The 24,708-nt window shown below is 62.4% G+C and carries 24 protein-coding genes; 16 read left to right on the top strand and 8 right to left on the bottom strand.

Annotated features, from left to right (window positions below; genetic code table 11):
- Window position 1 precedes the first annotated feature (1 nt).
- Genes mrdA (BUA36_RS26165) through BUA36_RS26145 form a run of 5 tightly spaced genes read left to right on the top strand, consistent with a single transcriptional unit; the run spans window position 2 to window position 7,326 of the window.
- Window positions 2-2,050 carry a penicillin-binding protein 2 gene (gene mrdA / locus BUA36_RS26165; RefSeq protein WP_072789099.1) on the top strand — a complete coding sequence of 683 codons (2,049 nt, stop codon included), beginning with the start codon at window positions 2-4 and terminating at the stop codon, window positions 2,048-2,050.
- 12 nt (window positions 2,051-2,062) lie between these two features.
- Window positions 2,063-3,175, top strand: coding sequence for a rod shape-determining protein RodA (rodA, locus tag BUA36_RS26160; RefSeq protein ID WP_072789097.1), 1,113 nt, complete (start codon window positions 2,063-2,065; stop codon window positions 3,173-3,175).
- Window positions 3,175-4,299 (top strand): rod shape-determining protein RodA, encoded by a 1,125-nt coding sequence (rodA, locus tag BUA36_RS26155; protein ID WP_072789095.1) that lies wholly within the window; start codon window positions 3,175-3,177, stop codon window positions 4,297-4,299. Before rodA (BUA36_RS26160) ends, rodA (BUA36_RS26155) begins: the two co-directional genes overlap by 1 nt.
- A complete protein-coding gene (gene mrdA / locus BUA36_RS26150) occupies window positions 4,296-6,215 on the top strand; it encodes a penicillin-binding protein 2 (RefSeq protein WP_072789093.1) in 1,920 nt (639 codons plus the stop codon). Before rodA (BUA36_RS26155) ends, mrdA (BUA36_RS26150) begins: the two co-directional genes overlap by 4 nt.
- The gene (locus tag BUA36_RS26145; protein WP_072789091.1) at window positions 6,199-7,326 is read left to right on the top strand and encodes a septal ring lytic transglycosylase RlpA family protein; all 1,128 of its coding nucleotides are present in this window, start codon (window positions 6,199-6,201) and stop codon (window positions 7,324-7,326) included. The genes mrdA (BUA36_RS26150) and BUA36_RS26145 overlap by 17 nt, the downstream gene beginning before the upstream one ends.
- A gap of 12 nt (window positions 7,327-7,338) precedes the next feature.
- Here the strand turns inward: BUA36_RS26145 and BUA36_RS26140 are convergent, their stop codons facing one another.
- The 8 genes from BUA36_RS26140 to BUA36_RS26105 form a co-directional block, all read right to left on the bottom strand.
- Window positions 7,339-8,013 carry an SPOR domain-containing protein gene (locus tag BUA36_RS26140; RefSeq protein WP_072789089.1) on the bottom strand — a complete coding sequence of 225 codons (675 nt, stop codon included), beginning with the start codon at window positions 8,011-8,013 and terminating at the stop codon, window positions 7,339-7,341.
- Between the two features lie 12 nt (window positions 8,014-8,025).
- Entirely contained in the window at window positions 8,026-8,778 is a 753-nt protein-coding gene (locus BUA36_RS26135) for a type III pantothenate kinase (RefSeq protein WP_072789087.1), read from the bottom strand.
- A complete protein-coding gene (locus tag BUA36_RS26130) occupies window positions 8,775-9,563 on the bottom strand; it encodes a biotin--[acetyl-CoA-carboxylase] ligase (protein WP_072789086.1) in 789 nt (262 codons plus the stop codon). The genes BUA36_RS26135 and BUA36_RS26130 overlap by 4 nt, the downstream gene beginning before the upstream one ends.
- Entirely contained in the window at window positions 9,560-10,339 is a 780-nt protein-coding gene (locus BUA36_RS26125) for an SDR family oxidoreductase (protein ID WP_072789085.1), read from the bottom strand. The genes BUA36_RS26130 and BUA36_RS26125 overlap by 4 nt, the downstream gene beginning before the upstream one ends.
- A gap of 2 nt (window positions 10,340-10,341) precedes the next feature.
- The gene (locus tag BUA36_RS26120; protein WP_072789084.1) at window positions 10,342-11,016 is read right to left on the bottom strand and encodes a thiol:disulfide interchange protein DsbA/DsbL; all 675 of its coding nucleotides are present in this window, start codon (window positions 11,014-11,016) and stop codon (window positions 10,342-10,344) included.
- Window positions 11,017-11,030: 14 nt separating this feature from the next.
- Window positions 11,031-11,753: an SPOR domain-containing protein gene (locus BUA36_RS26115; RefSeq protein WP_072789083.1), complete on the bottom strand. Its 723-nt coding sequence runs from the start codon at window positions 11,751-11,753 to the stop codon at window positions 11,031-11,033.
- 21 nt (window positions 11,754-11,774) lie between these two features.
- On the bottom strand, window positions 11,775-13,484 hold the full coding sequence (gene argS / locus BUA36_RS26110; protein WP_072789082.1) for an arginine--tRNA ligase: 1,710 nt from the start codon (window positions 13,482-13,484) through the stop codon (window positions 11,775-11,777).
- Window positions 13,485-13,611: 127 nt separating this feature from the next.
- Window positions 13,612-13,851 carry a hypothetical protein gene (locus BUA36_RS26105; protein ID WP_139260693.1) on the bottom strand — a complete coding sequence of 80 codons (240 nt, stop codon included), beginning with the start codon at window positions 13,849-13,851 and terminating at the stop codon, window positions 13,612-13,614.
- A gap of 135 nt (window positions 13,852-13,986) precedes the next feature.
- Here BUA36_RS26105 and rsmB point away from each other — a divergent pair, with 135 nt between their 5' ends.
- From rsmB to BUA36_RS26050, 11 genes are all read left to right on the top strand, one after another.
- On the top strand, window positions 13,987-15,390 hold the full coding sequence (gene rsmB, locus BUA36_RS26100; RefSeq protein ID WP_072789080.1) for a 16S rRNA (cytosine(967)-C(5))-methyltransferase RsmB: 1,404 nt from the start codon (window positions 13,987-13,989) through the stop codon (window positions 15,388-15,390).
- Window positions 15,383-15,982, top strand: a complete 600-nt coding sequence (locus BUA36_RS26095; RefSeq protein WP_072789079.1) for a DUF4390 domain-containing protein — start codon at window positions 15,383-15,385, stop codon at window positions 15,980-15,982. Before rsmB ends, BUA36_RS26095 begins: the two co-directional genes overlap by 8 nt.
- Window positions 15,983-18,286, top strand: coding sequence for a sensor histidine kinase (locus BUA36_RS26090; RefSeq protein ID WP_072789078.1), 2,304 nt, complete (start codon window positions 15,983-15,985; stop codon window positions 18,284-18,286).
- Window positions 18,287-18,349: 63 nt separating this feature from the next.
- Window positions 18,350-19,063 carry a response regulator gene (locus BUA36_RS26085; RefSeq protein WP_072789077.1) on the top strand — a complete coding sequence of 238 codons (714 nt, stop codon included), beginning with the start codon at window positions 18,350-18,352 and terminating at the stop codon, window positions 19,061-19,063.
- 22 nt (window positions 19,064-19,085) lie between these two features.
- Entirely contained in the window at window positions 19,086-19,517 is a 432-nt protein-coding gene (locus BUA36_RS26080; RefSeq protein ID WP_072789075.1) for a GTPase, read from the top strand.
- 77 nt (window positions 19,518-19,594) lie between these two features.
- The gene (locus tag BUA36_RS26075) at window positions 19,595-19,852 is read left to right on the top strand and encodes a BTH_I0359 family protein (protein WP_072789072.1); all 258 of its coding nucleotides are present in this window, start codon (window positions 19,595-19,597) and stop codon (window positions 19,850-19,852) included.
- 39 nt (window positions 19,853-19,891) lie between these two features.
- Window positions 19,892-20,656, top strand: coding sequence for a class II glutamine amidotransferase (locus BUA36_RS26070; RefSeq protein WP_072789069.1), 765 nt, complete (start codon window positions 19,892-19,894; stop codon window positions 20,654-20,656).
- A gap of 74 nt (window positions 20,657-20,730) precedes the next feature.
- Entirely contained in the window at window positions 20,731-21,003 is a 273-nt protein-coding gene (locus BUA36_RS26065) for a PAAR domain-containing protein (RefSeq protein WP_072789067.1), read from the top strand.
- An 87-nt stretch (window positions 21,004-21,090) separates the two neighbouring features.
- On the top strand, window positions 21,091-22,371 hold the full coding sequence (locus tag BUA36_RS26060; RefSeq protein ID WP_072789065.1) for an EAL and HDOD domain-containing protein: 1,281 nt from the start codon (window positions 21,091-21,093) through the stop codon (window positions 22,369-22,371).
- 64 nt (window positions 22,372-22,435) lie between these two features.
- On the top strand, window positions 22,436-23,368 hold the full coding sequence (locus BUA36_RS26055) for an ABC transporter ATP-binding protein (RefSeq protein ID WP_072789063.1): 933 nt from the start codon (window positions 22,436-22,438) through the stop codon (window positions 23,366-23,368).
- Window positions 23,369-23,379: 11 nt separating this feature from the next.
- Window positions 23,380-24,672: an ABC transporter permease gene (locus tag BUA36_RS26050; protein WP_072789061.1), complete on the top strand. Its 1,293-nt coding sequence runs from the start codon at window positions 23,380-23,382 to the stop codon at window positions 24,670-24,672.
- Window positions 24,673-24,708: the final 36 nt, after the last annotated feature.

The raw sequence follows: 24,708 nt of genomic DNA, 5'->3' as shown, positions 1-24,708 counted from the left end.
CATGACTGAGATTAAGGACAACCAGCGCGAACTGCAGCAGTTCCGCCTGCGCCTGACGGTGCTGGGTGGGATGGTGTTTTTCTGTTTCGCCTTGCTGCTGCTGCGTTTCATCTGGCTGCAGGTGATGAAGTACAGTGACTTCGCGGTGAAGGCGGAAGAGAACCGCATCGCCGTGGTTCCCATCGTGCCGAACCGCGGCCTGATTCTGGACCGCAACGGCGTGGTCCTGGCGCGTAACTACTCGGCCTTTACGCTGGAAATCACACCATCCAAGCTGAATACCACGCTGGATGAGGCGATCGATGAGTTGTCCAAACTGATCAGCGTCGATATCAAAGACCGCAAGCGCTTCAAGAAACTGCTGGAAGAGTCCAAAGGATTTGAAAGCGTGCCGCTGCGTACGCGCCTGACCGATGAAGAGGTGGCGCGTTTCAGCGCGCAGCGTTTCCGCTTCCCTGGCGTAGAGGTGCAGGCGCGTTTGTTCCGCCAGTATCCGCTGGGCGAAACGGCGTCGCACGTGATCGGCTACATCGGCCGCATCAACCAGTCCGAAGTCAAGGCGATCGAGGCGACCGACGACGGCCCGAATTACAAAGGCACCGACCATGTCGGCAAGGAAGGCCTGGAGAAGAGCTACGAGAAGCAGCTGCATGGCCAGACCGGCTACGAGGAAGTGGAAGTGTCGGCCGGTGGCCGCGCCATCCGCACGCTGTCGCGTACCCCCGCCACACCAGGCAATAACCTGATCCTGTCAATCGACATCGAGCTGCAAAAGGTGGTGGAAGAAGCCTTTGGCGAATGGCGCGGCGCGTTTGTCGCGATCGAGCCGGAAACGGGCGACATCCTTGCCTACGTGTCGCGCCCAGGCTACGATCCCAACCTGTTCGTGGACGGCATCGATGCGCAAAGCTGGAGCGAACTGAATACCTCGCTGGACCGGCCGATGATTAACCGTCCGCTGTCCGGCACTTATGCGCCGGGTTCCACCTTCAAGCCCTTCATGGCACTGGCGGCGCTGGAACTGGGCAAGCGCAATCCGGCGACGGCGTATCCCGATCCGGGCTTCTTCTATTTGGGCGGCCACAAGTTCCGCGACGATAAAGTCGGTGGCCACGGCAACGTCGATCTGCGCCGTTCCATCATCGTGTCCTGCAATACCTACTACTACCAGCTTGGCAACGACATGGGGATCGACTCGATCACGGACTTCATGCGGCCTTTCGGCTTCGGTGAAAAAACCGGCATCGACCTGGATAATGAAAAGACCGGCGTGCTGCCGTCGAAAGAGTGGAAGCGCAAGCGCTTCAAAGGCAATGCCGGCAGGTGGGTCGGCGGCGATACCATCTCGGTGTCCAACGGCTCCGGCTACAACTCCTACACACCGCTGCAGATCGCCCACGCCATGGCCAACCTGGCCAACAACGGCGTGGTGATGAAGCCGCACCTGGTCAAGATCGTCGAAGACGGCGGCACGCGCGCGCGCAAGCTGACGGTGCCGAGTGAAAGCTACCGCATCGCCCTCAAGCAGGAAAACATCGACATCATCAAGAGCGCCATGGTGGGCGTGAACAGCGAGCCAGGCGGCACCGCTTACCGCGCCTTCGCCAATGCCGCCTACACCTCCGGCGGCAAGACCGGTACGGCGCAGGTGGTGGGCATCAAGGCCAACGAAAAGTACAACGCGTCGGCGCTGGCCGAGCGCCTGCGCGACAACGCGCTGTACACCGCGTTTGCGCCAGCCGACAAGCCGAAGATCGTGGTCGCCATGGTGGTGGAAAACGCCGGCTGGGGGGCGGAAATTGCCGCCCCTATCGCCCGCAAGGCACTGGACTTCTACCTGCTGGGCAAACGCCCGGCCGACAAGGAAACCACCAAGGTGCCGAAGGAAGATGCGGTGCAGCTGGTGCCGATTGAAGATCCGGACGCCGCCGAAGCGGCAGCGGAAGCGCGCCAGGGCGCACCTGCGCCGGCACCGGCGCCCGTGGCGCCAAACGTCCCCGCCGCGACGCCTGTGCCGCAGCAGGGCGCGCCGGCACGGAAGAAACAATAAGGATCACCCATCATGCGCATACATGAAAGACGTTCGCTGTGGCGTCGCATGCGACCCTATTTCACCGTCTTTGACGGCCCGCTGACCGCCATCATCATCATGCTGCTGACGGTGAGCTTGATTACGCTGTATTCGGCCAGCATCGGCATTCCAGGCAAGATGGAAGACCAGGTGCGCAATATCTTCCTGTCCTTCTTCATCATGTGGGTGGTGGCGAATATCTCGCCGCAGATGATGATGCGGATTGCCGTTCCGGCTTATGCAATCGGGGTGTTTCTGCTGGTGTGCGTAGCGCTGTTCGGCACCATCAAGCTGGGCGCGCGGCGCTGGCTGCACGTGGGGATCGACATACAGCCGTCGGAGTTCATGAAAATCGTCATGCCGCTGATGCTGGCTTGGTACTTCCAGAGCCGTTCCGGCCATCTGACCTGGCAGTCATACGCGATTGCGGTGCTGTTGCTGGTGGTGCCGGTCGGCCTGATCGTGCGCCAGCCCGACCTGGGAACGGCGCTGCTGGTGGTGGCTGCGGGCTTTTGCGTGATCTTCCTGGCGGGGCTGTCGTGGAAGGCGCTGGTGGGCTTGTTTGTCGCCGGCGCGGCGGCGCTGCCCATCATCTGGTCGGTGCTGCACGACTACCAGCGCGAACGCGTGATGACGCTGATCGATCCAACCACTGACCCGCTGGGCAAGGGCTTCCACATCATCCAGTCCACCATCGCGGTCGGTTCCGGCGGCGTGACAGGCAAGGGCTGGACGCATGGCACCCAGGCCCACCTGGAATTCATCCCTGAACGCACCACCGACTTTATCTTCGCCGTCTACTCGGAGGAATTTGGCCTGGTCGGCAATCTGATCCTGATGGTGCTGTACCTGATGCTGATTGGCCGTGGCCTGATGATCGCCGGGAATGCCCCTAACTTCTTCACCCGCCTGCTGGCTGGCGCCGTGACCATGATCTACTTCACCTACGCCTTCGTCAACATGGGCATGGTGAGCGGCATCCTGCCGGTGGTAGGCGTGCCGTTGCCGTTCATGAGCTATGGCGGCACGGCGCTGCTGACGCTGGGCCTGGGCGCCGGCATCCTGATGAGCATACAACGCCATCGCAAGCTGGTGCAGACCTGATGGGCCTTGCGCAAGGACGCACATGGTGGCAGCGGCTGCGCCCCCATGTGATGGTGTTTGACGCGCCGCTGGCGCTCATCATTGCAGCCCTGCTGTCGGTCGGCCTGGTCACGCTGTACTCGGCCGGCATCGCCATTCCCGGCAAGGTGTGGGACCAGATGCGTAACATCGCGGCGGCCGTGCTGGTGATGTGGTTTGTCGCGAATATCTCGCCCCAGACGATGATGCGGCTGGCGGTGCCGGTGTATATGGCGGGCGTGGCATTGCTGGTGGCGGTGGCGCTGTTCGGCATCATCAAGGGCGGCTCGCGCCGCTGGCTATATATCGGCACGCAGATCCAGCCATCCGAATTAATGAAGATTGCCATGCCGCTCATGCTGGCGTGGTTCTTCCAGCGCGAGCAGGGACATATCCGCTGGCAGTCGTATGCGATAGCGGCGGTGCTGCTGGCGATACCGGCCGGCCTGATCGCGCGCCAGCCGGACCTGGGCACCGCCATGCTGGTGACTGCGGCCGGCGCCTGTGTGATCTTCCTTGGCGGCCTGTCCTGGAAAGCGCTGGGCGCACTGGTGGCGACCGGCGCCGCTGGCCTGCCGGTGCTGTGGAGCTTCATGCACGACTACCAGCGCGACCGCGTGCTGACGCTGATCGATCCTTACCACGACCCGCTGGGTAAGGGCTTCCACATTATCCAGTCGATGATCGCCATTGGCTCTGGCGGCGTGACGGGCAAAGGCTGGACGCACGGCACACAGGCCCACCTGGAGTTCATCCCGGAGCGCACCACCGACTTTATCTTTGCCGTGTTCTCCGAGGAGTTTGGCCTGGCCGGCAACCTGGTGCTGATGGCGCTGTATCTGCTGCTGATCTGGCGTGGCCTGAGTATCACGCTGAATGCGCCGACACTGTTCACGCGCCTGCTGGCCGGCGCCATCACCATGATTTATTTTACCTACGCTTTCGTCAACATGGCCATGGTCAGCGGCATTGTGCCGGTGGTCGGTGTGCCGCTGCCATTCATGAGCTACGGCGGCACGGCGCTGATGACGCTGGGCCTGGGCGGCGGCATCCTGATGAGCATTCAGCGGCATAGCCGGGAACTACGCACCGGAGTGCGCGCATGACCGAAATTAAAGATACCGAAGTTGAAATGCGCGAGTTCCGTCTGCGCGTCACGGTGCTGGGCGGCCTGGTATTCCTTTGCTTCTTTCTGCTGCTGGTGCGCTTTGTCTGGCTGCAGATCATCAAGTACAGCGATTTTGCGGTGAAAGCGGAAGAGAACCGCATTTCCCTGGTGCCCATCGTGCCGAACCGCGGCCTGATTTTGGACCGCAATGGCGTGGTCCTGGCCCGCAACTACTCGGCATACACGCTGGAGATTACGCCGTCCAAGCTGACCTCCACGCTGGACGAAACCATCGACGAACTGGCCAAGCTGGTGGCGGTCGATATCAAGGACCGCAAGCGCTTCAAGAAAATGCTGGAAGAATCCAAAGGTTTCGAGAGCGTGCCGCTGCGCACCCGTCTCACCGACGAAGAAGTCGCGCGTTTCAGTGCCCAGCATTTCCGCTTTCCTGGCGTAGAGGTGCAGGCACGCCTGTTCCGCCAGTATCCGCTGGGCGAAACGGCCTCGCACGTGATCGGCTACATCGGCCGCGTCAACCGCGCCGAAGCCGATGCGCTGGAGGACGGCGACGACGCGGCCAATTACCGCGGCAGCAGCTATATCGGCAAGGAAGGGCTGGAGAAGAGCTACGAGAAGCAGCTGCACGGCCAGACCGGTTACGAAGAAGTGGAAGTCTCCGCCGGCGGCCGCGCGGTACGCACGTTGTCGCGCAAGCCGCCGGCGGCAGGCAGCAACCTGGTACTGTCGATCGACATTGAACTGCAAAAAATTGTCGAAGAAGCTTTCGGCGACCGGCGCGGCGCGATGGTGGCGATCAATCCTGAAACGGGCGACATTCTCGCCTACGTCTCGCGTCCCGGTTACGATCCCAACCTGTTCGTTGATGGCATCGATGCGCAAAGCTGGGATGAGCTGAATAACTCGGCGGCGCGGCCCATGTTCAACCGCCCGCTGGCCGGCACTTATGCGCCGGGTTCCACCTTCAAGCCCTTCATGGCACTGGCCGCGCTGGAACTGGGCAAGCGCACGCCAACGCAGGTGACGTATGACCCGGGCTACTACGTGCTGGGCAACCACCGCTTCAACGACGACCTGGCCGGCGGCCATGGCTCGGTGGACATGCGCAAGTCCATCATCGTCTCGTGTAATACCTATTACTACGCGCTGGGGCATGACCTGGGCATCGATGCGATTCACGATTTCATGCAGCCATTCGGCTTCGGCCAGAAGACCGGCATCGACCTGGAAAACGAAAAGACCGGCGCCTTGCCTTCGCCGGAATGGAAGCGCAACCGTTTCAAAGGTGCGGCAGGACGCTGGGTCGGTGGTGATACTATCTCGGTCAGCAATGGTTCCGGACTTAACGCCTACACCATTTTGCAGATCGCGCACGCTGTTGCCAATCTGGCCAATAACGGTGTGGTGATGAAGCCGCACCTGGTGAAAATTGTGGAGGATGGCGCCTCGCATGCGCGTAAGCTGACGGTGGCGCAGGAGAGTTACCGCATCCCTCTCAAGCAGGAGAACATCGACTTCATCAAGAACGCCATGGTCGGCGTGACCAGCGAGCCAGGCGGAACGGGCTACCGCGCCTTTGCTGGTGCAGGCTACACGGTGGGCGGCAAGACCGGCACCGCGCAGATCATCACGATCAAGAAGGGGGAGAAATACAACGCCGCCAGACTGGCCGAGCGCTTGCGCGACAATGCGCTGTTCACCGCATTTGCGCCGGTGGACAAGCCGCGCATCGTGCTGGCCATGGTGGTGGAAAACGCCGGCAAGGGCGGCGAGCAGGCCGCGCCAATTGCACGCAAGGCGCTCGACTATTACCTGCTTGGCAAACGCCCGGTGGAGAAGGACAAGAACAAAGTGGAAAAACAAGAAGCGGAGACCAGCGATGCGCCTGCAACGTAATCATCTCCTGAAGCTGCCGGCCATGGCGGCGGCGCTGGCGCTGGCCGGCTGCGGCACGGCGCCGGTGGCCAACCAGCCATCGCCACGTCCTGTGACGGCCACGGGACCGGTCATCAAAGCGCCTTCCACTGGCAAGGCCGATCCTTCGCTGCCGGTGCTGCCGCCCGCGAATTCGGGGCGTGGCGGCTATTACCAGGACGACGGCCCTGGCGAATCGCCACCACCCAATCTGATGGAAACGCCGGACGCCGATGTGCGCAATGATCCGCTGCTGCCACGCTCAAACCGCCCTTACGTCGTCTTCGGCAAAACCTATACGCCGATCACCGACGACCAGCCGTTCACGCAGATCGGCGTGGGCAGCTGGTACGGCAAAAAATTCCATGGCCAGCGCACCTCGTCCGGTGAGCTGTACGATATGTACAAGATGACGGCTGCGCATCCGGTGCTGCCAATTCCATCGTATGCACGCCTGACCAATATGCTGAGTGGCGCCGTCGTCATTGTGCGTATCAATGACCGCGGCCCATTCCACGCCAACCGCGCCATCGATGTGTCTTACACCGCGGCGCTGAAACTGGGCTTGCTGGGCAAGGGCAGTCATGAGCTCAAGATTGAACGTATCCTGCCGGAAGAGATAGACCGTATTCTCGCCACGCGTGAAGGCGTCTCCGGCACCACCAAAGCGCGTCTGACGCCGCAGCCCAAGGACCGTCTGACGCAGGCGTCCGGTGCACCGACACCTACCGTCACCGCGACCATGATCAATCAGCCGCTGGTGCTGACACCGTCCGCGCCAGCTAGCGCTGCTGGGACACCGAAAGATATCGAAACGCTCATGCTCGCTGATCGCGCGCCGTCGGATTATGCGGCGCCAGCACCGGCTGCGGCGGGCGGCTTCTATCTGCAACTGGGCGCCTACTCACGCGCGGAAAATGCGGAAGCGATACGCGCCAAGCTGACCAGCAAGCTGAATGGCCTGGAAGTGGTGCAGGGCGGTTCGGTGTTCCGCCTGTTCGGCGGTCCGTATGCGAGCCGCCAGGAAGCGCAGCAGGCGGCACAAGGGCTGCCTTCGTCGCTGGGCCTCAAACCCATCGTGGTTCAGCGCTGAATTTAAACCGATCTATTTGCAGCTGCGGATGTCCGCGTTCGGGAAGCCGGCGCGGATTTTTTCCAGTTTCGCTTTCAGTTCCGGATCGACGTCGCGGAACTGGAAGGCCAGCAGCTTGCTGCCGCTCATACGGGGTGCAATGCGCGCGGTCCGCACGCCTTGCTTCATGAGCGCCGCCAGCTGGTTCTGTGCTGCACCCTCGGTCTTGAACACGCCCAGCGAGATCCCCCAGCGCAGCGGCGAATTGTCGGACATGATGAAGTAGTTGGTCACTCCCAGCGCGCGCAGTTCGCCGGCCTTTTTGTCCGCGCCTTCCTTGCTGCCTTGCGGTGGAATATAAACGATATAGCTCGATACCTCGCTGCCAGGCAGGTTGTGGCGCGACTGCCGGTCGCCCAGTTTCAGCGCCTCCAGCTGGTTTTCAAAACGGCGCGCATCGGCCAGCACGAAGCTGGCGACTTCCACGCAAGCTTCCGGCTTGATCTCGGGCGCAGCCGGCGCGGTGGCGGCGACGCTGGCCGCATTGGCTTTGTCGGCCGGGATGATGGCCAGCTTGTCGGCGTTGAGCTGGTTGAGCAGGCGCTCCGGTTCGTGCTCGTTGCCGCTGAAGTGGCCCAGGTAGCCGCGTCCATACGCGAACAGCGCGGCGTTCACAGCGAGCAGGGACCAGAAAATAAACTTCAGCACAGGGCTTTCCTCTTATTCGGCGCTGCTGACGGCAGCGTGTAATCCGATCAGTACAATGTTTTCAACGATACGGTACGGCACTTTCAGCATGGGCGCAATGTAGGGCGCCGCGCCGCCGGAAATGATGCACTCGGTCGCGTGGTGCCGGGCGCAGGCATGTTCGATGGCGCCGCCTTGCGCGGCCAGAATGCCGCTCAGGATGGCGTCGTCGGTATTGTCGGCAAATCCATCTGGCAGCTTACCGTCTTGTGCGATCTGCGGCAACTGGGCGGTATTGCGCGCCAGCGAGCTGGCCATCAGGCCCAGGCCGGGCAAGATCATCCCGCCGAGGAAAACGCCGTCCGCCGTTACCGCATCGATGGTGGTGGCGGTGCCGCAGTTGACCACGATGACGGGCAGGTCCGGCGCCAGCATATGGCCGGCAATGGCGGCGGCAAAACGGTCGCAGCCCAACTGGCCGGGGTTGCGGTAGCCGTTGGTCAGGCCGGCCAGTGCGGGCAGCGAGGCAAACCACTCCAGCGGCAGATCGGGCAGGCAGCGTTGCAGCACATATTCCAGCTGCACGCGCAGTGCGTTGCCCGCCACGTTGGCGATCAGTACGCGCTCGACGCCATGGGTGGCGGCGGCTTCGCACCAGGCCAGTTCCAGTTGCGGCATGTCGGCGTGGGTGACGGCGCCGCTGTCGATCCATGCGCCCAGTGGCATGTCCGCCGTGGCCAGCGCCCATTTGACGCGGGTGTTGCCAGCATCGATTAGCAAGATCATGGTTGTGTTCCCGATAAACGCAGCGAGACGTCGCCAGAAAGGATTTCAACGCGGCCCTGGTCCGTATCCAGCAGCAGGCGGCCGATGGCGTCCACGCCGGCGGCGCGGCCTTGCTGCATCACGGCGCCGTTGTCCAGCAGGACCACGTCCTTGCCATGCCACGCATGCAGCGCGTTCCAGCGCTCCGTGAATGGGGCGAAGCCGGTATCGTCGAATTCGGCCAGCACGGCGGCCAGGCGGCCGAGCAGGGCCGCCATCAGCTGGTTGCGGTCCATCTGCGCCAGCCATGGCGCGCTTGCCACTTCGCGGCCGATCTGCGCTTCCAGTTCGTCCGGCATCAGCAGGTTGAGTCCACAGCCGATCACGGCCCAGATGGCGTCATCGGTCTTCTGCGTTTCGACCAAAATGCCGGCCAGCTTGGCGCCGTCGCGCAGCAGGTCGTTGGGCCATTTGATCTGTACCGGCACACCCAGCGAAACGATGGTTTCGGCCAGCGCCACGCCCACCGCCATCGGCAGGCCGGACATATTGTGCAGCGGGCCTTTGAAGCGCCAGGCCAGCGAGAACATCAGCGCGGCGCCAGGTCTGGACAGCCAGCTGCGGCCGGCGCGGCCACGGCCGGCGGTCTGGTTTTCCGCGATGCGCAGCACCGGGCCTGGCAGCGTGCCGATGCGCGCCAGCAGGTCGGCATTGGTGGAGCCGGTTTCGGCGACGGTTTCAATCGCGATATGGCTGGCGGAGGTGGCGCAATGGGCGCTGATCGCGGCGGCGGATAAATTATTCATGATGCTGTTTTACGGGGTTTGTGCGGCGCTTTGCTGAAGGCCAAATCGTAGACCACGTTCGGCAGCATGCGCAGCAGCTTGGCGACAATGCCCATTTGCCACGGGATGACGGCGTAGCTGCGGCCAGCGCTGATAACACCGGCGGCGACAGCGGCAAATTTTTCAGGCGCCATCAGGAACGGCATGGGGTAGGGATTCCCCTGCGTCATCGGTGTATCGATGTAGCCGGGGCAGATGGTCACGACGCGGATGCCATATGGCTTCATCTCCAGCCGCAGTGATTCGCAGTAGCTGATGACGGCAGCCTTGGAGGCGCTGTACGCTTCGGCGCCTGGCAGGCCACGGATGCCGGCCACACTGCCGATGCCCACCAGCCGGCCCGGCGTGCGCTGCGCGCGCATGGCAGCGATGAATGGCGAGAAGGTGGCTGCGGTGGCGATCACATTGGTGTTGATAATGTCGGCAAACACGGCGATGTCTTCCGCGTGTTCCGTGAGCGTGCCGGCTGACACGCCGGCATTGGCGATCACCACATCGACACCGCCCGCGTGCGCGAGGAAGGCCTGCGCAGCGGCGTTGATGGCGGCATGGTCGCGCACATCCACCGGATAGGCGCGGTGCTGCTGCGCGTTGGGCAGTGTGGCGATGAAATCGGCGAGGACTTCGCCACGCCGGGCCAGCAGGCCGAGGGTGGCGCCTTGCGCCGCATACTGGCGGGCCAGCGCGGCGCCCAGGCCGCTGGAAGCGCCGGTGATGAAGACGCGCAAAGGCGTCATGTCTACTTCTTCTCTGCCTTGGCTTTGGTGACCAGCGCGTCCAGCACCTGCGTCACTTCACCATGCAGCTGCGCTTCGGTGGTGGCGGACTGCTTTTCAGCGTCGGCCATGGTCGGGGAGGTCTGGTATTTGCCGTCCACGGTCAGCGTCGGCCAGGAGTCGATTTCGTAGGCATCCATCATCGATACCGACTTGCGCACGCGGCCCGCGACGCCGAAGCCACGGTAGGTGTCGATGAACTTCTGCTTGTCCACGCCTTGCTTGGCGATGAACTCGAATACCTGTTCGTCGCGGCGCAGCGGATTGTGGTTGACGTGGATTTCGTTGAAGGCTTTGGCGTGCAGTTCAGGCGTCAGCACGCCCATGGCTTCCAGCGTGAAGAACATTTTTTCCTGCGGCAGGTCGGTGCCCGGACGCGAGATGTGCATGCGCTTGAAGACAATGTTGTCGCCCTGTTTTTTCACCCAGGCGCCCAACGCGCTGTCGAAGGCGGCGCAATGCGGGCAGGCGTAGTCGAAGAACTCGATGATCTCGACTTTTTTGCCGGTGTCCACAGCTTGCGGCGCTTTCAGCGTTTTGTACTCCACGCCGTTCTTTGGATCGGCGGGAGAGGCCGAGGCAGTCAGTGCGACTGCGCTCAGCGCGAAAGCGGTCAGGGCGAATTTCAGGAAGCGCATCGTTACTCCTTGGGTTATTTCTGGTTGCGGACGACGGCAACGTCAATGCCGTTTTCAGACAGTTTGCCACGGACCTTGTTCATGGTTTCCACCTGGTTGTAAGGACCCAGGCGTACACGATGCAGCACGCCGGTGTCGGTGGAGCGGTCCGAAATATTGGCTTCAAAGCCCAGCAAGGCCAGCTTGGCACGGGCGTTTTCTGCATCGGCCACTTCACGGAAGGCGCCCGCTTGCAGGTAGTAGATGAATTTGTCGTCGCCGGCGGCTGCGTCGGCGGCCGGTGCGGCTTTGGCGGCCGGCTGCGGCGTGACGTTGGCCGCGTTAGGCGCGGCCGCAGGCGCCGGCTTTGCCGCCGGTGCTGGCGTGCCCTGGATCTTGTCGACCATCGCTTGCAGCTGGTCGGCTGCCGGCTTGGACGGCGCCGCCGGTACCGCAGGTGCGGTTGGCGCCGGCGTTACCGCGGTTGCTGGCTGCTGGTCCTTGTTGAAGTCCTTGGCCGCTTCGCGCGCCGCATCCTTGTTGCCGTACATCGGCTTGTTAGGATCGGCGACCTGTCCCGCAGTCGGTTCCGCTGCCTTGCTCGGATGGCCCTTGTCCGTGAACGGCGTCGAGCCTTTGGTAATCATCAGTGCGACGACGACAGCGATACTTAGGCCGATGACCAGACCGATAACGATGCCGACGAAAGTATTGCCCTGCTGTTGCGAACGTGGAGTAAAGCTGGAGCGGAAATTCATTGTGCGGGATGTCCTTCGCAATTACATTTTGTTGGGAGCCGAAACGCCGATCAGCGCCAGGCCGTTGCGCAGCACCTGGCGGGTCGCGACCATCAGGGCGATACGCGCGGCCTTCAGGGCTTCGTCGTCGACCAGCACGCGTTCGGCGAAGTAGAAACTGTGCAGGTTGGCGGCCAGGTCGCGCAGGTAGAACGCGATCTGGTGCGGACCCAGTTCCGCCTGCGCGCGCGCCAGCGTTTCCGGGTAGGCAGCCAGGGTGGCCAGCAGCGCCGCTTCGGTTGGCGCGGTCAGTGGCGACAGGTCGACGTTGGCCAGCGCGGCTTCATCGCCGGTCCACTGTTCCAGCATGCGGCAGATACGCGCGTGGGCGTACTGCACGTAATAAACCGGGTTTTCGTCCGAGGTCTTCAGTGCGACGTCAACGTCGAACACGAATTCGGTGTCGGCTTTACGCGAGATCAGGAAGAAGCGCACGGCGTCGCGGCCTTTCTCGATCTCGCCGCCGCCCGACCATTCGATCAGGTCGCGCAAGGTGACGTAGGAACCGGCACGCTTGGAGATCTTGACCTCTTCGCCGCCCTTCATCACGGTGACCATTTTGTGCAGCACGTAGTCCGGGTAGCCTTGCGGGATGCCGACGTTGACTGCCTGCAGGCCGGCGCGCACGCGGGCGATGGTGCCGTGGTGGTCGGAACCCTGAACGTTGATCGCTTGCGTGAAGCCGCGCTGGAATTTGACGATGTGGTAGGCCACGTCCGGCACGAAGTAGGTGTAGGTGCCGTCCTTCTTGCGCATCACGCGGTTCTTGTCGTCGCCGTAGTCTTCGGTGCGCAGCCACAGCGCGCCTTCTTCTTCGTAGGTCTTGCCGGATTTGTTCAGCATGTCGACGGCGGCGTCCACCTTGCCGTCTGCGTACAGCGAGGACTCGAGGTAGTAGTTGTCGAACTTGACGCCGAACGCTTGCAGGTCGATGTCCTGCTCGTTACGCAGATAGGTCACGGCAAAGGCGCGGATCGATTCGATGTCTTCCACGTCGCCCGAGGCGGTGGCTGGCGAACCGTCGGAGGCCGATACGGTTTTCTTCTGTTTGAAGTCTTCGGCGATGTCGGCGATGTAGTCGCCGTTGTAGGCCGACTCCGGCCATTGCGCGTCGCCCGGCTTGAAGCCGCGCAGGCGCGCCTGCACCGAGTTGGCCAGGGTCTGGATCTGTACGCCGGCGTCGTTGTAGTAGAACTCGCGGGTCACATCGTAGCCCTGCGAAACGAACAGCGACGACAACGCGTCGCCCAGCGCCGCCTGGCGGCCGTGGCCCACGTGCAGCGGACCGGTCGGGTTGGCCGAGACGAATTCAATGATGACTTTCTTGCCTGCACCGGCGCTGGCCTGGCCGTAGGCGGCGCCTTGCGCCAGCACGCTCTTGACCACTGCCTGCTTGGCGGCCGCGCTCACGCGCAGGTTGATGAAGCCTGGGCCGGCGATTTCCGCAGCGTCGATCAGGCCGTTGCGGGCCGGGTCGGCCAGCAGCGCATCCACCAGCCTGGTGGCCAGTTCGCGCGGATTCATTTTGAGCTGTTTGGCCAACTGCATCGCGATGTTGCACGCCACGTCGCCGTGGGACGGATCGCGTGGTCGCTCCAGCACGACGTTGGCAACCACTTCGGTGCCGGTCAGAATCGGGGCGAGGGCGGCCTGGAACAGGGCGGTGATATCTTGTTTTTGTTGGGCTAACATGCGCTTAAAAATTCATCAGATAGTGGAAACGGCGGGTGCGCTGGCACCGGCCAAACAGCGGTAATTATACTGTGTTGGCTGGGCAGAGGGGCGACTTGCGGGGAATGGGGCGGGCAGCTGGAGTTGCTTAATGAATAAATCTGGCAGCGAGAAACGCCTGGCTGCCTGACAGGCCAGCCAGGGTAATCGCGGTAGTGACAAACCATTTGAGCAGGGTGTTCTGTAATTTGGCGATATCTTCCCTTCTCGCGTGGTTCGACTTGATGACCGCCATGTCCATTTCTACGACGGCCAGCCGCTGGTTCGTATCGGCCAGCTGCGCCAGGATTTGGTCGGTAGCGGATCCGGGTGTGATTTGCGTCGCCATGGGCCGATAATACGCCTCAAAGTGTCTGCACTTTTGACATAAATTGATACAACCGTTTACTAACGCCGTAATCGCCATGTCATAGGCTCTCCTGTATACTGCGCGATCACGGCCGTTACCCACTGGAATTATCATATGAACAAGCGTTCAACGCTCACTTTGAAGTCGCCCGCCAAGCCGGCAGCGCCGAAACTGCGCTCTAGCCATGCGCGCGACCTGAAACCGGCGTTGCAGACCAGTTTCCAGACCGGCCTCAAAGCCGATTCGCTGGCCTATAGCCTGATCGGCGCCGCCAATGCCATCGCCCAGGTTAAAACCGGCACCAACCTGCCGCAGGCGCTGGCCCAGGTGTGGGCCAAACATGAAACCACGCCGCAGACGCGTGGCGCCATGCAGGACATCGCCTACCGTGCCATGCGCCAGCTGGGCCAGAGCGAGGTGCTGACTGCGCAAATGGCGCCCAAGGCACCCGAAGCGCTGGTGTCAGCCTTGCTGTCGTGTGCGCTGGCGCTGCTGACTGCGCCGGACGAGGTCAAGCCCTACGAAGATTTCACCGTGGTCGACCAGACCGTGACGGCGGCCGAATCACACCCGGACACGGCCCGCGCCAAGGGCATGATCAACGCCGTGCTGCGCCGTTTCCTGCGCGAGCGCAAGGTCTTGCTGGATGCGGCCCTGCTGCAGCCCGTTGCCAAATGGAATTATCCGCAGTGGTGGATCGATGCGGTCAAGACGGCCTGGCCGCAACGATGGCAGGAAATTCTAGCTTCTGGCAACAATACGCCACCGCTGACCCTGCGCATCAATGCCCGCAAGACCAGCATGGCAGACTACCTGGCCAAGCTGGAGCAGGCCGGCATGGCCGCCACCCAGATCGGGCCGTACGCCGTACGCCTGGCCAAGCCGGTCGGCGTGCAGCTGATTCCCGGCTTTGCCGAAGGCCTGGTCTCGGTGCAGGATGCCGGCGCCCAGCTGGCCGCGCCGCTGCTGGACGTCCAGGACGGCATGCGCGTGCTGGATGCCTGCGCAGCGCCGGGCGGTAAAACCTGCCATATCCTGGAGCTGGCCGAGGCCCAGGTTACAGCGCTGGACGCCGATCCAAAACGCCTGGCGCGCGTCGGCGAAAACCTTGAACGCCTGCACTTGCAGGCCACGCTGAAGCCGGCCGACGCCCAGTCCAATGGCTGGTGGGATGGCCAGCCGTTCGACCGCATCCTGGCCGATGTGCCGTGCACCGCCTCCGGCATCGTGCGCCGCCATCCGGATATCCGCTGGCTGCGCCGCAAGGGCGACACGCTCCAACTTGCAACACTTTCCGGCAAAATCCTGGACAACCTTTGGCAGATGCTGGCCCCGGGTGGTAAATTGCTATTCGTGACATGTTCCTTGTGGCCGCAGGAATCCGAGGCGCAGGCGGCCGCTTTTGCACTACGCAACCAGGCTGTCCGTCTGGATGCGCCCGGTCAATTGCTCCCCGTCGGTGGCTCCGGGCAGGATCACGATGGTTTGTTCTACGCGCTGTTCCAGAAAAATGCGTAAGCTCTTGAGTACCGGCCCACACGTGACGCTCCGATTTTTTCGACTTCTAACCGCCTCTCTGCTGCTGATGCTGGCATTGCTGCCACAGCCGTCCTATGCGGCCGAGGGTGTCGAAATCCGCCGCGCGCTGGTCGAAGCGACCGACGACGGCTACCGCCTGTCGGCCACGTATGGGTTTGAACTCAGCCATGAAATGGAAGAGGCGTTGCAGTACGGAAAAACGCTGTACTTCTACACCGAAATCGAATTCACGCGTCCGCGCTGGTACTGGTTCGATGAAAAAGCCATCACCAACCGCCAGACCATCAGCCTGTCCTACAACGTGCTGACGCGCCAGTACAACGTGGCCGTCAGCGGCAGCGTCCACCAGAGCTTTTCCTCGCTGGAAGACGCGCTGTTCCTGATCCGCCGCCCCAACCGCTGGCTGGTGGCGCAGCGCGGTGCGCTCAAGGTGGGCGAAACCTATAACGTCAAGCTGAGCATGGGGCTGGACCCCAATTTCGTGCCCAAGCCGCTCAAGGTCAATGCCCTGAACAACAATGAGTGGCGCCTGGCGTCCGACAAAAAATCCTTCCAGTACAGGGCCGAGTAAGTGAATACGGCCCTGCGGTATTTTTCAGTCGTTGGCGGCGCCATCGTCAGCATCCTGCTGTTCCTGCTGGCATCGGCATCCGACAATTCCGGCTTCTTTGACCGCTATTACGCCTGGCTGCTGGGCCTGAACGCCGCCGTGGCGGTGTCGCTGTCGCTGCTGGTGATCGTTTCGCTGTTCCGTCTGTACTCGCGCTATAAGGCTGGCAAATTCGGCTCCAAGCTGATGACGCGGCTGGTGCTGCTGTTTGCCGCCATTGGCGTGCTGCCGGGCCTGGTGATCTTCCTGGTCTCGGTGCAGTTCGTTTCCCATTCGATTGAATCCTGGTTCAACGTGCCGGTCGAGGAGGCGCTCGAGTCCGGCATCAACCTGAGCCGCGCCGGCCTCGACCGCGCGGTCGGCGAACTTACCGTCACCGCTACCCGCACCGTGCAGGAACTGGCCGACCGGCCGTTCGGCACCGAGCGCGCGACGCTGGCGGCCGTGGTCAAGAACGAGCCTGGCCTGCAGAACGCCATCATTGTCGACGCCGAAGGCGGGCTGGTGGTCAGTGCGCGCGCCAGCCGCGCCGGCAACCTGAGCGCCGACCTGCCGACGCGCGACATGATGGCCAAGGTCAAGAAGGACGAGGTGTACGGCGGGCCGGAGGGCGGCAATGAGCTGCACAGCGACCTGGTCAATGCGCCGGTGGCGCCCATGACGCCGGCCGAAGCCAGCAACCAGCTGCGTCTGCGCGTGCTGATGGCGATACCCGATCACATCCAGCCCAACGGCACGCATCTGGCGCCGCGCTATCTGCAGCTGATCCAGCTGGCGCCATCGCAGCTGGCGGCCGACGGCGAAACCATCCGCCGCGCCTATGCCGACTACAAGGAGCGTTTCGACGCCCGCGTCGGCCTGCGCAAAATGTACATCGTGACGCTGACGCTGACCTTGCTGCTGGCGGTGTTTGGCGCGATTGCCAGCGCTTTCCTGATCGCCAGCGACCTGGCGCAGCCGCTGCTGCTGCTGGCCGAGGGCACGCGCGCGGTGGCCGAGGGCGATCTGTCGCCGCGGCCGATTGTCGCCACTTCGGATGAACTGGGCACGCTGACCCAGTCCTTCAACACCATGACGCGCCAGCTGTCCGACGCCCGCAGCGCCGTGGAGCGCAACCGCACCGCGCTGCAAAACGCCAAGGCCCACCTGGAATCGGTGCTGGCCAATATGTCGGCCGGCGTGATGGTGCTGGACCATGAATTCCATCTGATCAGCTGCAATGACTCGGTCGAGCGCATCCTGCAGCAGGCCGGCGTCACCATGATCGGCCAGAAGCTCGACGAGATTGAAGGCTTGCAGGAATTCGGCGGCGCCATCGTGGCGGCGTTTGCAGCGCAGAGTGCGCAGTCGGCGGCCGGCCGCAATATCGCGCGCCTGCACTGGCAGCGCCAGATCGAGGTGCCGCGGCCGTCGAATGGCGTCGAGGGCAACGACCTGACGCTGCTGACACGCGGCTCGCGCTTGCCGATTGAAAGCGGCAGCGGCTTCCTGGTGGTGTTTGACGATATCTCCGACGTGATCTCGGCCCAGCGTTCGATCGCCTGGGGCGAGGTGGCGCGCCGCCTGGCGCACGAAATCAAGAACCCGCTGACGCCGATCCAGCTGTCCGCCGAACGCATGCAGATGAAACTCGAAGACAAGCTGATGCCGGCCGACGTCGAGCTGCTCAACAAGGGCACCGCCACCATCGTCAACCAGGTGGCGGCCATGAAGCGCATGGTCGACGACTTCCGCGACTACGCCAAAACGCCGCCGGCCGTGCTGCAGCCGCTGGACCTGAACGCGCTCATCGACGAGATCCTGCACCTGTACATCAGCGGCGAAGGCAACGACATTATTCACCCGCAGCTGGCGGCCGGACTGCCCTTCATCATGGGCGACGAGACCCAGCTGCGCCAGGTCATCCACAACCTGCTGCAGAATGCGCAGGACGCCATGGCCGAGTTGCCGGAAGGCGCACCGCAGGCACGCATTGACGTGACCACGGAAGCCATTCATTATCAGGGCGCGGACGGTAGCACGCGTACCGCGGTCCGCCTGGCGATCTCCGATAATGGGCCTGGTTTCGCGCCCAAAATCCTGGCGCGGGCGTTTGAACCCTATGTCACATCGAAGGCCCGGGGCACTGGCCTGGGCCTGCCGATGGTGAAGAAAATTATCGAAGAACATGGCGGACGAATCGATATTCAGAACCATGTCGATAGAAGTGGCGCGTCAGTGTTGATTTTGCTGTTAAAGTTAGCACCGGCGTCGCAAAATACCTAAGGTTCAAGGACTACAAAAATCATTGCTGTCCATGAGACGGCGAAATGAGGAAGGCAAGGGAAGATGGCAAACATTCTGGTAGTGGACGATGAAATGGGTATCCGTGAGTTGCTCTCGGAAATCTTGAGCGACGAGGGACATGCAATACAACTGGCGGAGAACGCCCAGCAGGCACGCGAAGCACGTGCCCAAGGCGCGCCGGACCTGGTGCTGCTCGATATCTGGATGCCGGATACTGACGGCGTAACGCTGCTCAAGGAATGGCAGCGCGACGGTCTGCTGACCATGCCGGTCATCATGATGTCGGGCCACGCAACCATCGATACGGCAGTGGAGGCTACCCGTATCGGTGCGCTCAATTTCCTGGAAAAACCGATCGCGCTGCAAAAACTGCTGAAGGCGGTGCAGGCCGGCCTGACCCGCGCGCAAGAGACGGTGCGTGCGCCGGCGCTGGCGCCACGTCCAGTGGTGGCCGCGCAGCCGGAAGAAACAGTGCAGCCGGGCTTTGTGCAGCAAAACCCGGCCTCGGCCATTTCGGTGCGTGGCGGCGCCACGGTGGCGGGCAGCGACAATCACATGTTCAACCTGTCGTTCGACCTGCCGCTGCGCGAAGCCCGCGACGCGTTTGAACGCATGTACTTCGAGCACCACCTGGGCCGCGAAGGCGGCAGCATGACGCGCGTGGCCGAGAAGACCGGCCTGGAACGGACCCACTTGTACCGCAAGCTCAAGCAGCTGGGCGTGGAGCCAGGCAAACTGGCCAAGAAAAACGCCTGAGTGTGAGCGCGTGACAGGCAAGATGGCCACCGGCGCCGACCATTCGCGGCCGCCGGTGCCAACCTGGCTGGTCACCGGCCCCCGCGCCAGCGCGCGCGAGGCGGCCATCGCAGCCCATCTGCCCAAGGATGGGCTCAGCGTCATCATTCTGGAGGGCTTGTCGGACGGTGGGTCGGCGCTGGCCTTTGACCCCGAAGACGGTCCTTTCCCCTTTGATTCCTTACCGCAAGTGTTGCGTATTGCCCCAGGCTGCCTGCATTGCAGCGGTAATCTGATTTTGCGAGTAACATTAAACCGTGTGCTGCGCCGTCCCCCCGCGCGGCTCTACATCAGCCTGGCCTCCGCCGAGCACCTGGAACAGCTGCGTTCCTGGTTGTCCGAGGCGCCCTACGGGGCTTTGCTGAATTTGCAAGACAACATCGCGGCCTCGCCCCAGCCCGCTGATTGGCCTTGAAATCGGCCGTTTTCACCCCCAATTCTGGGTTGAAGGCGGAAACGCAGGTGTTTCGCCCCCTTGTGAAAGGAAGCAAAATGAACCTCATCTACAACAGCGAGCAATACAGTGTTGTCGAGTTCGGCGCCGACCGTAATCTCGATGCCTTGCGTTTTGGCGGCTATGAAATCGTCGACAAGGGCGGCAAGCGGGAGATCTTCATTGCTGGCGTGCTGGCACAGAACTTCCGCCGCGACGTCAATGAGCTCATCGCGGGCGAACCAACGATGGCCGAGATTGATGAATTCTTGGGCAGCTACGATGCCATCATGAGCCAGCCCGTGCTGCTGCACTAAATTAGGCTGCGCTGCACATGGCGTGGGTATAATCACGCCATGTGCCAACTTCTAGGAATGAACTGCAATGTCCCGACCGACATTGTGTTCAGCTTTACCGGCTTTGCCATGCGTGGCGGCCAGACCGATACCCACCACGACGGCTGGGGCATCGCCTTCTTCGAGGGCGCCGGCGTGCGCCATTTTGTCGACCATCAGGCCGCGATCGCTTCGCCTATCGCCGAGCTCATCAAGCGTTATCCGATCAAGTCCACCAATGTGATTGCTCACATCCGCAAGGCGACGCAGGGTGTGGTGGCGCTGGAAAACTGCCATCCGTTTGTGCGCGAGCTGTGGGGACAATACTGGGTGTTTGCCCATAACGGCGACCTCAAGGAATTCGCGCCCGTGCTCAACGGCGCTTTCCGGCCGGTCGGCACGACCGACAGCGAGCGCGCCTTCTGCTACATCCTGCAGCAGCTGCGTGCGCGCTTTGGCGAACAGCGGCCGCCGCTGGACCAGCTGCGCTCCGTGCTGAGTTCGCTGGTGCACGAGATTGCCACCCATGGCACCTTCAATATGATGCTGTCCTCGGGCAGCGAGCTGTTTGCCCATTGCTCGACCAATCTGTTCTACCTGGTGCGCCAGCATCCGTTCGATACCGCCAAGCTGTCCGACGAGGACGTCAGCGTCGACTTTGCCCAGGTCACCACGCCCAACGACCGCGTGGCCATCATCGTCACCCAGCCCCTGACCACCAACGAACAATGGACTGCGTTCCAGCCCGGCGAACTCAAGCTGTTCATTGACGGTTGCCCGCAATAATCCTCCGGTACGCCACGCGGTATGTAAATCAGATAAGATTTCTCGGCTTTTCCTGAAGCGAAATATGAGGACATATGGCAGGAGAAATTATTCGTCAGGGCGACCCCACCAGCCACCATGGCAAGGTGCTGGAAGGCTCGCCAGCCGATATATGCCACGGCAAGCCCGTGGCCTACATCGGCCATAAAGTGTCGTGCCCCAAGTGCCCCGGCACCCACACCATTGTCGAAGGCGTGGTGAGCACTTCGCTGTATGGCAAGGGCGTGGCCGTGGCGGGCATGAAGACTTCGTGCGGCGCGGTGCTGATTGCCACCCAGTTCACCGACGTGGTGGAAAACGCCGGCTAGCTTTTTGCGACCCAGATTTTCCAAGACATTGCCGTCCAATGCTGGCAGAATTGCTAATGGGGCATTCCGCTCCTATTTGGACGAGCAATGATCGATCTCACCCTACATGACACCGGCCCCCGTAGTCTGCGCGTGCGCGAGTTCTACCTGGGACGCCAGCCCATCCTGGACCGCAACCAGGCCCTGTTCGGCTACGAGTTGCTATTCCGCAATGCTCCAGTGGGACCGGCCCATGTCACCAATGATCTGACAGCAACCGCGGCGGTGATCGCCCACGCGTCGCAGCTGGGCATGGAAAAAACCATCGGCGACGCGCTGGGCTTCGTCAACGTGGATGCCGATGTCATCATGAGCGACATCTTCCCCTTCCTGCCGCGCGAGAAGGTGGTGCTCGAGATCATCAATACCATGCAGGCCACGCCGCAGGTGCTGGCGCGCATCCGCGAACTGGTGGGCCACGGCTTCAGCTTTGCGCTGGATGATGTGACTGGAGAAAGTCCGGACGTGCTGGCGCTGCTGCCGCTGGTGGATTACGTCAAGATGGACATGCGCAATATCCCGCTGTCGTCGCTCATGAAGCTGGCGCCGCGCTTCCGCCAGGACAAGAAAAAACTGGTCGCGGAAAAAGTCGAGACACGCGAAGAATTCAAGAACTGCCTGGACCTGGGCTTTGACTATTTCCAGGGCTATTATTTCTCCCGGCCCGTCATCATGAGCGGCAAGAAGCTGTCGCCGTCGCAGCTGGCGGTGATGGAACTCATGACGCTGGTGACTTCCGATGCCGACAACCAGGAAATCGAACGCGCCATCAAGCGCGACGTGTCGCTGGCGCTGAACCTGCTGCGCCTGGTGAACACGCCGGCGGTGGGTGCGCGCCAGCGCATCGATTCGCTGAGCCAGGCCGTGACCGTCCTCGGCCGCCGCCAGTTGCAGCGCTGGCTGCAAATCATGCTGTACGCCGAGCCAAGCAAGCGCGGCCACAGCATGACGCCGCTGCTGATGCTGGCCACCACGCGCGGCCGCCTGCTGGAACTGCTGGCCGGCAAACTGCGCCCAAGCCAGCGTGAAGTGGCCGACATCGCGTTCACGGTCGGCATTATGTCGCTCATGGATACGCTGTTTGGTATTTCGATGACCGAGATCCTGGAACAGATCCCGGTCGGCAGCGACGTGCGTGAAGCGCTGCTGACCCGCAGCGGCTTCTATGGCGACCTGCTCAAGCTGGTCGAATGCATCGAGCGCATCGAAGAAATGGACAATCACATCGTGCCGACGCTGCGCGACCTGGCCATGTCCACCGACGATCTGGTGGAGCTGGAAATGGCCGCGTTTGAATGGAGCGACAATGTGGTGCGCTATGCGCTGTAGTAGCTTGCAAATTTGATATTGCCCCGCTATTCTGCTTCCCGTAGTCAACATTACGGAGGCAGCAGTGTTATTGAGTGTGGAGCAAATCGCCAAATCCTACGGGGCGCGCAAGGCAGTGGATGGCGTGTCGTTCCAGGTGCAGCGCGGCCAGACGGTCGGGCTGATCGGTCCCAACGGCGCGGGCAAGTCCACCACGGTGGGCATGATCTCCGGTTTATTACGTGCGGATAGTGGCCGCATCCTCATGGACGGCGAGCCCATGGGGCAGGGCGTCAGTGCGGCCAAAAGCAAGATCGGTTTCGTGCCGCAGGACCTGGCGCTGTATGAAGACCTGTCGGCGCTGGAAAACCTCAAGCTGTTCGGCGCGCTGTATGGCCTCAAGGGCGCGCATCTCAAGCTGCGCTGCGAACAGGCGCTGGCGCTGGTCAACCTGAGCGACCGCGCGCAGGACCATCCTTCCACTTTTTCCGGCGGCATGAAGCGGCGTCTGAATATCGCCGCCGCCCTGCTGCATGATCCGCTGCTGCTGATCCTCGACGAGCCCACCGTGGGCGTCGATCCGCAAAGCCGCAACGCCATCTTCGACACGCTGGAAGTGCTGCAGTCGCAAGGCCGCTCGCTGATCTACACCAGCCACTACATGGAAGAAGTGGAACGCCTGGCCGATCACATCGTCATCATCGATCACGGCAAGGTGCTGGCGGATGAAACCCCGGCCGCGCTCTACCAGCGCCTGCCGGCACAGGCCGCATTGCATGCCGAACTGGCGAGCGCGCCGTCCGCGCTGCTGCTCGATGGCGTCAAGGCGCAGCCTGGCGTCACCGGCGTGCAGCACGTCGGCAATGCGCTGGACATCGGCCTGGCCGATGCCGCCCATGCGCCGGCCGTGCTGTCCTGGCTGGCGGCACATGGCACGCCGCTGCTGCACTTCGCCACGGCCAAGACTTCGCTGGAAAACATCTTCCTCAACCTGACTGGCCGCAGCCTGCGCGACTGAGAGCACATCACATGACTGCATTGATAGCCCTGATCCGCAAGGATCTGATTCTGTATTTGAAAGACAAACGCGCGCTCATGCTGCACCTGCTGATGCCGGTGGTGCTGGCGGCGTTCTTTGGTTCGCTGTTTGGCGGCACGCCGTCCGAACGCACTAGCAAGATCGATATTGGCGTGGTGGCGCTGGACCAGTCCGGCATCGGCAAGAAAATCGTTGATGGCCTCAAAGCCGACAGCACGCTGCGCGTGACCGAGTTGAGCGAAGCGGAAGCGCAGGCCAAAGTCCGGACCGGCAAACTGCCGGTGGCGGTGGTGATTCCGGCCGGCTTTGGCGACCGTGCCGGCGATGCACTGTTCAGCGGCAAGGACAAGCCGGAGCTGCCGCTGTTCTACGACCCATCGCAATCGACCGTGCTGGCAATGGTCAAAGGCTTGCTGACTCAGCAAGTCATGCAGGCCACCAGCAGCGCCGTGATGGGCCGTCAAGGCAGCGCGTCCACCGACCGCTATCTGGCCGACCTGCCTGCCGCTGACAAGCGTAGTACCGACGAAGCGCAGCTGGGCGATTTTCTCACCAGCCTGAAGAAGTTCCAGGATCAGCGCGCCGCCACCGCAGCAGCAGCGCAGCCTGCCGCATCTGGCGCGGACGACGCGCCTGCCGGCGGCATGAGCGTGCCGTACACCACCAAAGATGCGGCACTGAGCAGTGGTCCGAAGTACAACGGCTACGCCCACTCGTTCGCCGGCATGGGCGTGCAGTTCATCCTGTTCATGGGCATCGACATGGGCATCGGCATTCTGCTGGCGCAGCGCATGGGCATCTGGAACCGCCTGCTGGCGGCGCCGGTGTCGATGACCACGGTGCTGGCCGGGCGTGCCATTTCCGGCGCGCTGATCGCGATGGGGCTGATGTGCGCGATGTTCCTGTGCGCCATGCTGATTTTCAAAGTCGAGATCAGCAGCCCGGCCGGCTTCCTAGTGATAGCGGCCAGCTTTTCCATGATGACGGCGGCCTTCGGCCTGCTGATTGCGGCGTTCGGCAAGACACCAGAAGCAGCGCGCGGCATTGCCACGTTTGCCACGCTGATCATGGTGATGCTGGGCGGCGCCTGGGTGCCGTCGTTCATCTTCCCTGAGTGGATGCAACAGGTGACGCTGCTGGTGCCGACGCGCTGGGCGGTGGACGGTTTTGATGCCGTCACCTGGCGTGGCCTGGGTCTGGCGGGCGTGTGGCCGGCCGCTGCAGTCCAACTCGGTTTTGCCGCCATATTTGGCGCGCTGGCGGTGTGGCGCTTCCGCCGTTAAAGTTTCCACGAAACAATCCGATACAATAGGATACAA

Origin of the sequence: Duganella sacchari, assembly GCF_900143065.1 — a bacterium.
GTDB classification, from domain to species: domain Bacteria; phylum Pseudomonadota; class Gammaproteobacteria; order Burkholderiales; family Burkholderiaceae_D; genus Rugamonas; species Rugamonas sacchari.
This window is presented reverse-complemented; position numbering and strand designations above follow the sequence as displayed.

What these genes read in the sequence shown, in the direction of transcription:
- mrdA (WP_072789099.1), top strand. Translation starts at nt 2, where the DNA reads ATGACTGAGATTAAGGACAACCAGCGCGAACTGCAGCAGTTCCGCCTG.
- rodA (WP_072789097.1), top strand. Translation starts at nt 2,063, where the DNA reads ATGCGCATACATGAAAGACGTTCGCTGTGGCGTCGCATGCGACCCTAT.
- rodA (WP_072789095.1), top strand. Translation starts at nt 3,175, where the DNA reads ATGGGCCTTGCGCAAGGACGCACATGGTGGCAGCGGCTGCGCCCCCAT.
- mrdA (WP_072789093.1), top strand. Translation starts at nt 4,296, where the DNA reads ATGACCGAAATTAAAGATACCGAAGTTGAAATGCGCGAGTTCCGTCTG.
- BUA36_RS26145 (WP_072789091.1), top strand. Translation starts at nt 6,199, where the DNA reads ATGCGCCTGCAACGTAATCATCTCCTGAAGCTGCCGGCCATGGCGGCG.
- BUA36_RS26135 (WP_072789087.1), bottom strand. Translation starts at nt 8,778, where the DNA reads ATGATCTTGCTAATCGATGCTGGCAACACCCGCGTCAAATGGGCGCTG.
- BUA36_RS26130 (WP_072789086.1), bottom strand. Translation starts at nt 9,563, where the DNA reads ATGAATAATTTATCCGCCGCCGCGATCAGCGCCCATTGCGCCACCTCC.
- BUA36_RS26125 (WP_072789085.1), bottom strand. Translation starts at nt 10,339, where the DNA reads ATGACGCCTTTGCGCGTCTTCATCACCGGCGCTTCCAGCGGCCTGGGC.
- BUA36_RS26120 (WP_072789084.1), bottom strand. Translation starts at nt 11,016, where the DNA reads ATGCGCTTCCTGAAATTCGCCCTGACCGCTTTCGCGCTGAGCGCAGTC.
- BUA36_RS26115 (WP_072789083.1), bottom strand. Translation starts at nt 11,753, where the DNA reads ATGAATTTCCGCTCCAGCTTTACTCCACGTTCGCAACAGCAGGGCAAT.
- argS (WP_072789082.1), bottom strand. Translation starts at nt 13,484, where the DNA reads ATGTTAGCCCAACAAAAACAAGATATCACCGCCCTGTTCCAGGCCGCC.
- BUA36_RS26105 (WP_139260693.1), bottom strand. Translation starts at nt 13,851, where the DNA reads ATGGCGACGCAAATCACACCCGGATCCGCTACCGACCAAATCCTGGCG.
- rsmB (WP_072789080.1), top strand. Translation starts at nt 13,987, where the DNA reads ATGAACAAGCGTTCAACGCTCACTTTGAAGTCGCCCGCCAAGCCGGCA.
- BUA36_RS26095 (WP_072789079.1), top strand. Translation starts at nt 15,383, where the DNA reads ATGCGTAAGCTCTTGAGTACCGGCCCACACGTGACGCTCCGATTTTTT.
- BUA36_RS26085 (WP_072789077.1), top strand. Translation starts at nt 18,350, where the DNA reads ATGGCAAACATTCTGGTAGTGGACGATGAAATGGGTATCCGTGAGTTG.
- BUA36_RS26080 (WP_072789075.1), top strand. Translation starts at nt 19,086, where the DNA reads ATGGCCACCGGCGCCGACCATTCGCGGCCGCCGGTGCCAACCTGGCTG.
- BUA36_RS26075 (WP_072789072.1), top strand. Translation starts at nt 19,595, where the DNA reads ATGAACCTCATCTACAACAGCGAGCAATACAGTGTTGTCGAGTTCGGC.
- BUA36_RS26070 (WP_072789069.1), top strand. Translation starts at nt 19,892, where the DNA reads ATGTGCCAACTTCTAGGAATGAACTGCAATGTCCCGACCGACATTGTG.
- BUA36_RS26065 (WP_072789067.1), top strand. Translation starts at nt 20,731, where the DNA reads ATGGCAGGAGAAATTATTCGTCAGGGCGACCCCACCAGCCACCATGGC.
- BUA36_RS26060 (WP_072789065.1), top strand. Translation starts at nt 21,091, where the DNA reads ATGATCGATCTCACCCTACATGACACCGGCCCCCGTAGTCTGCGCGTG.
- BUA36_RS26050 (WP_072789061.1), top strand. Translation starts at nt 23,380, where the DNA reads ATGACTGCATTGATAGCCCTGATCCGCAAGGATCTGATTCTGTATTTG.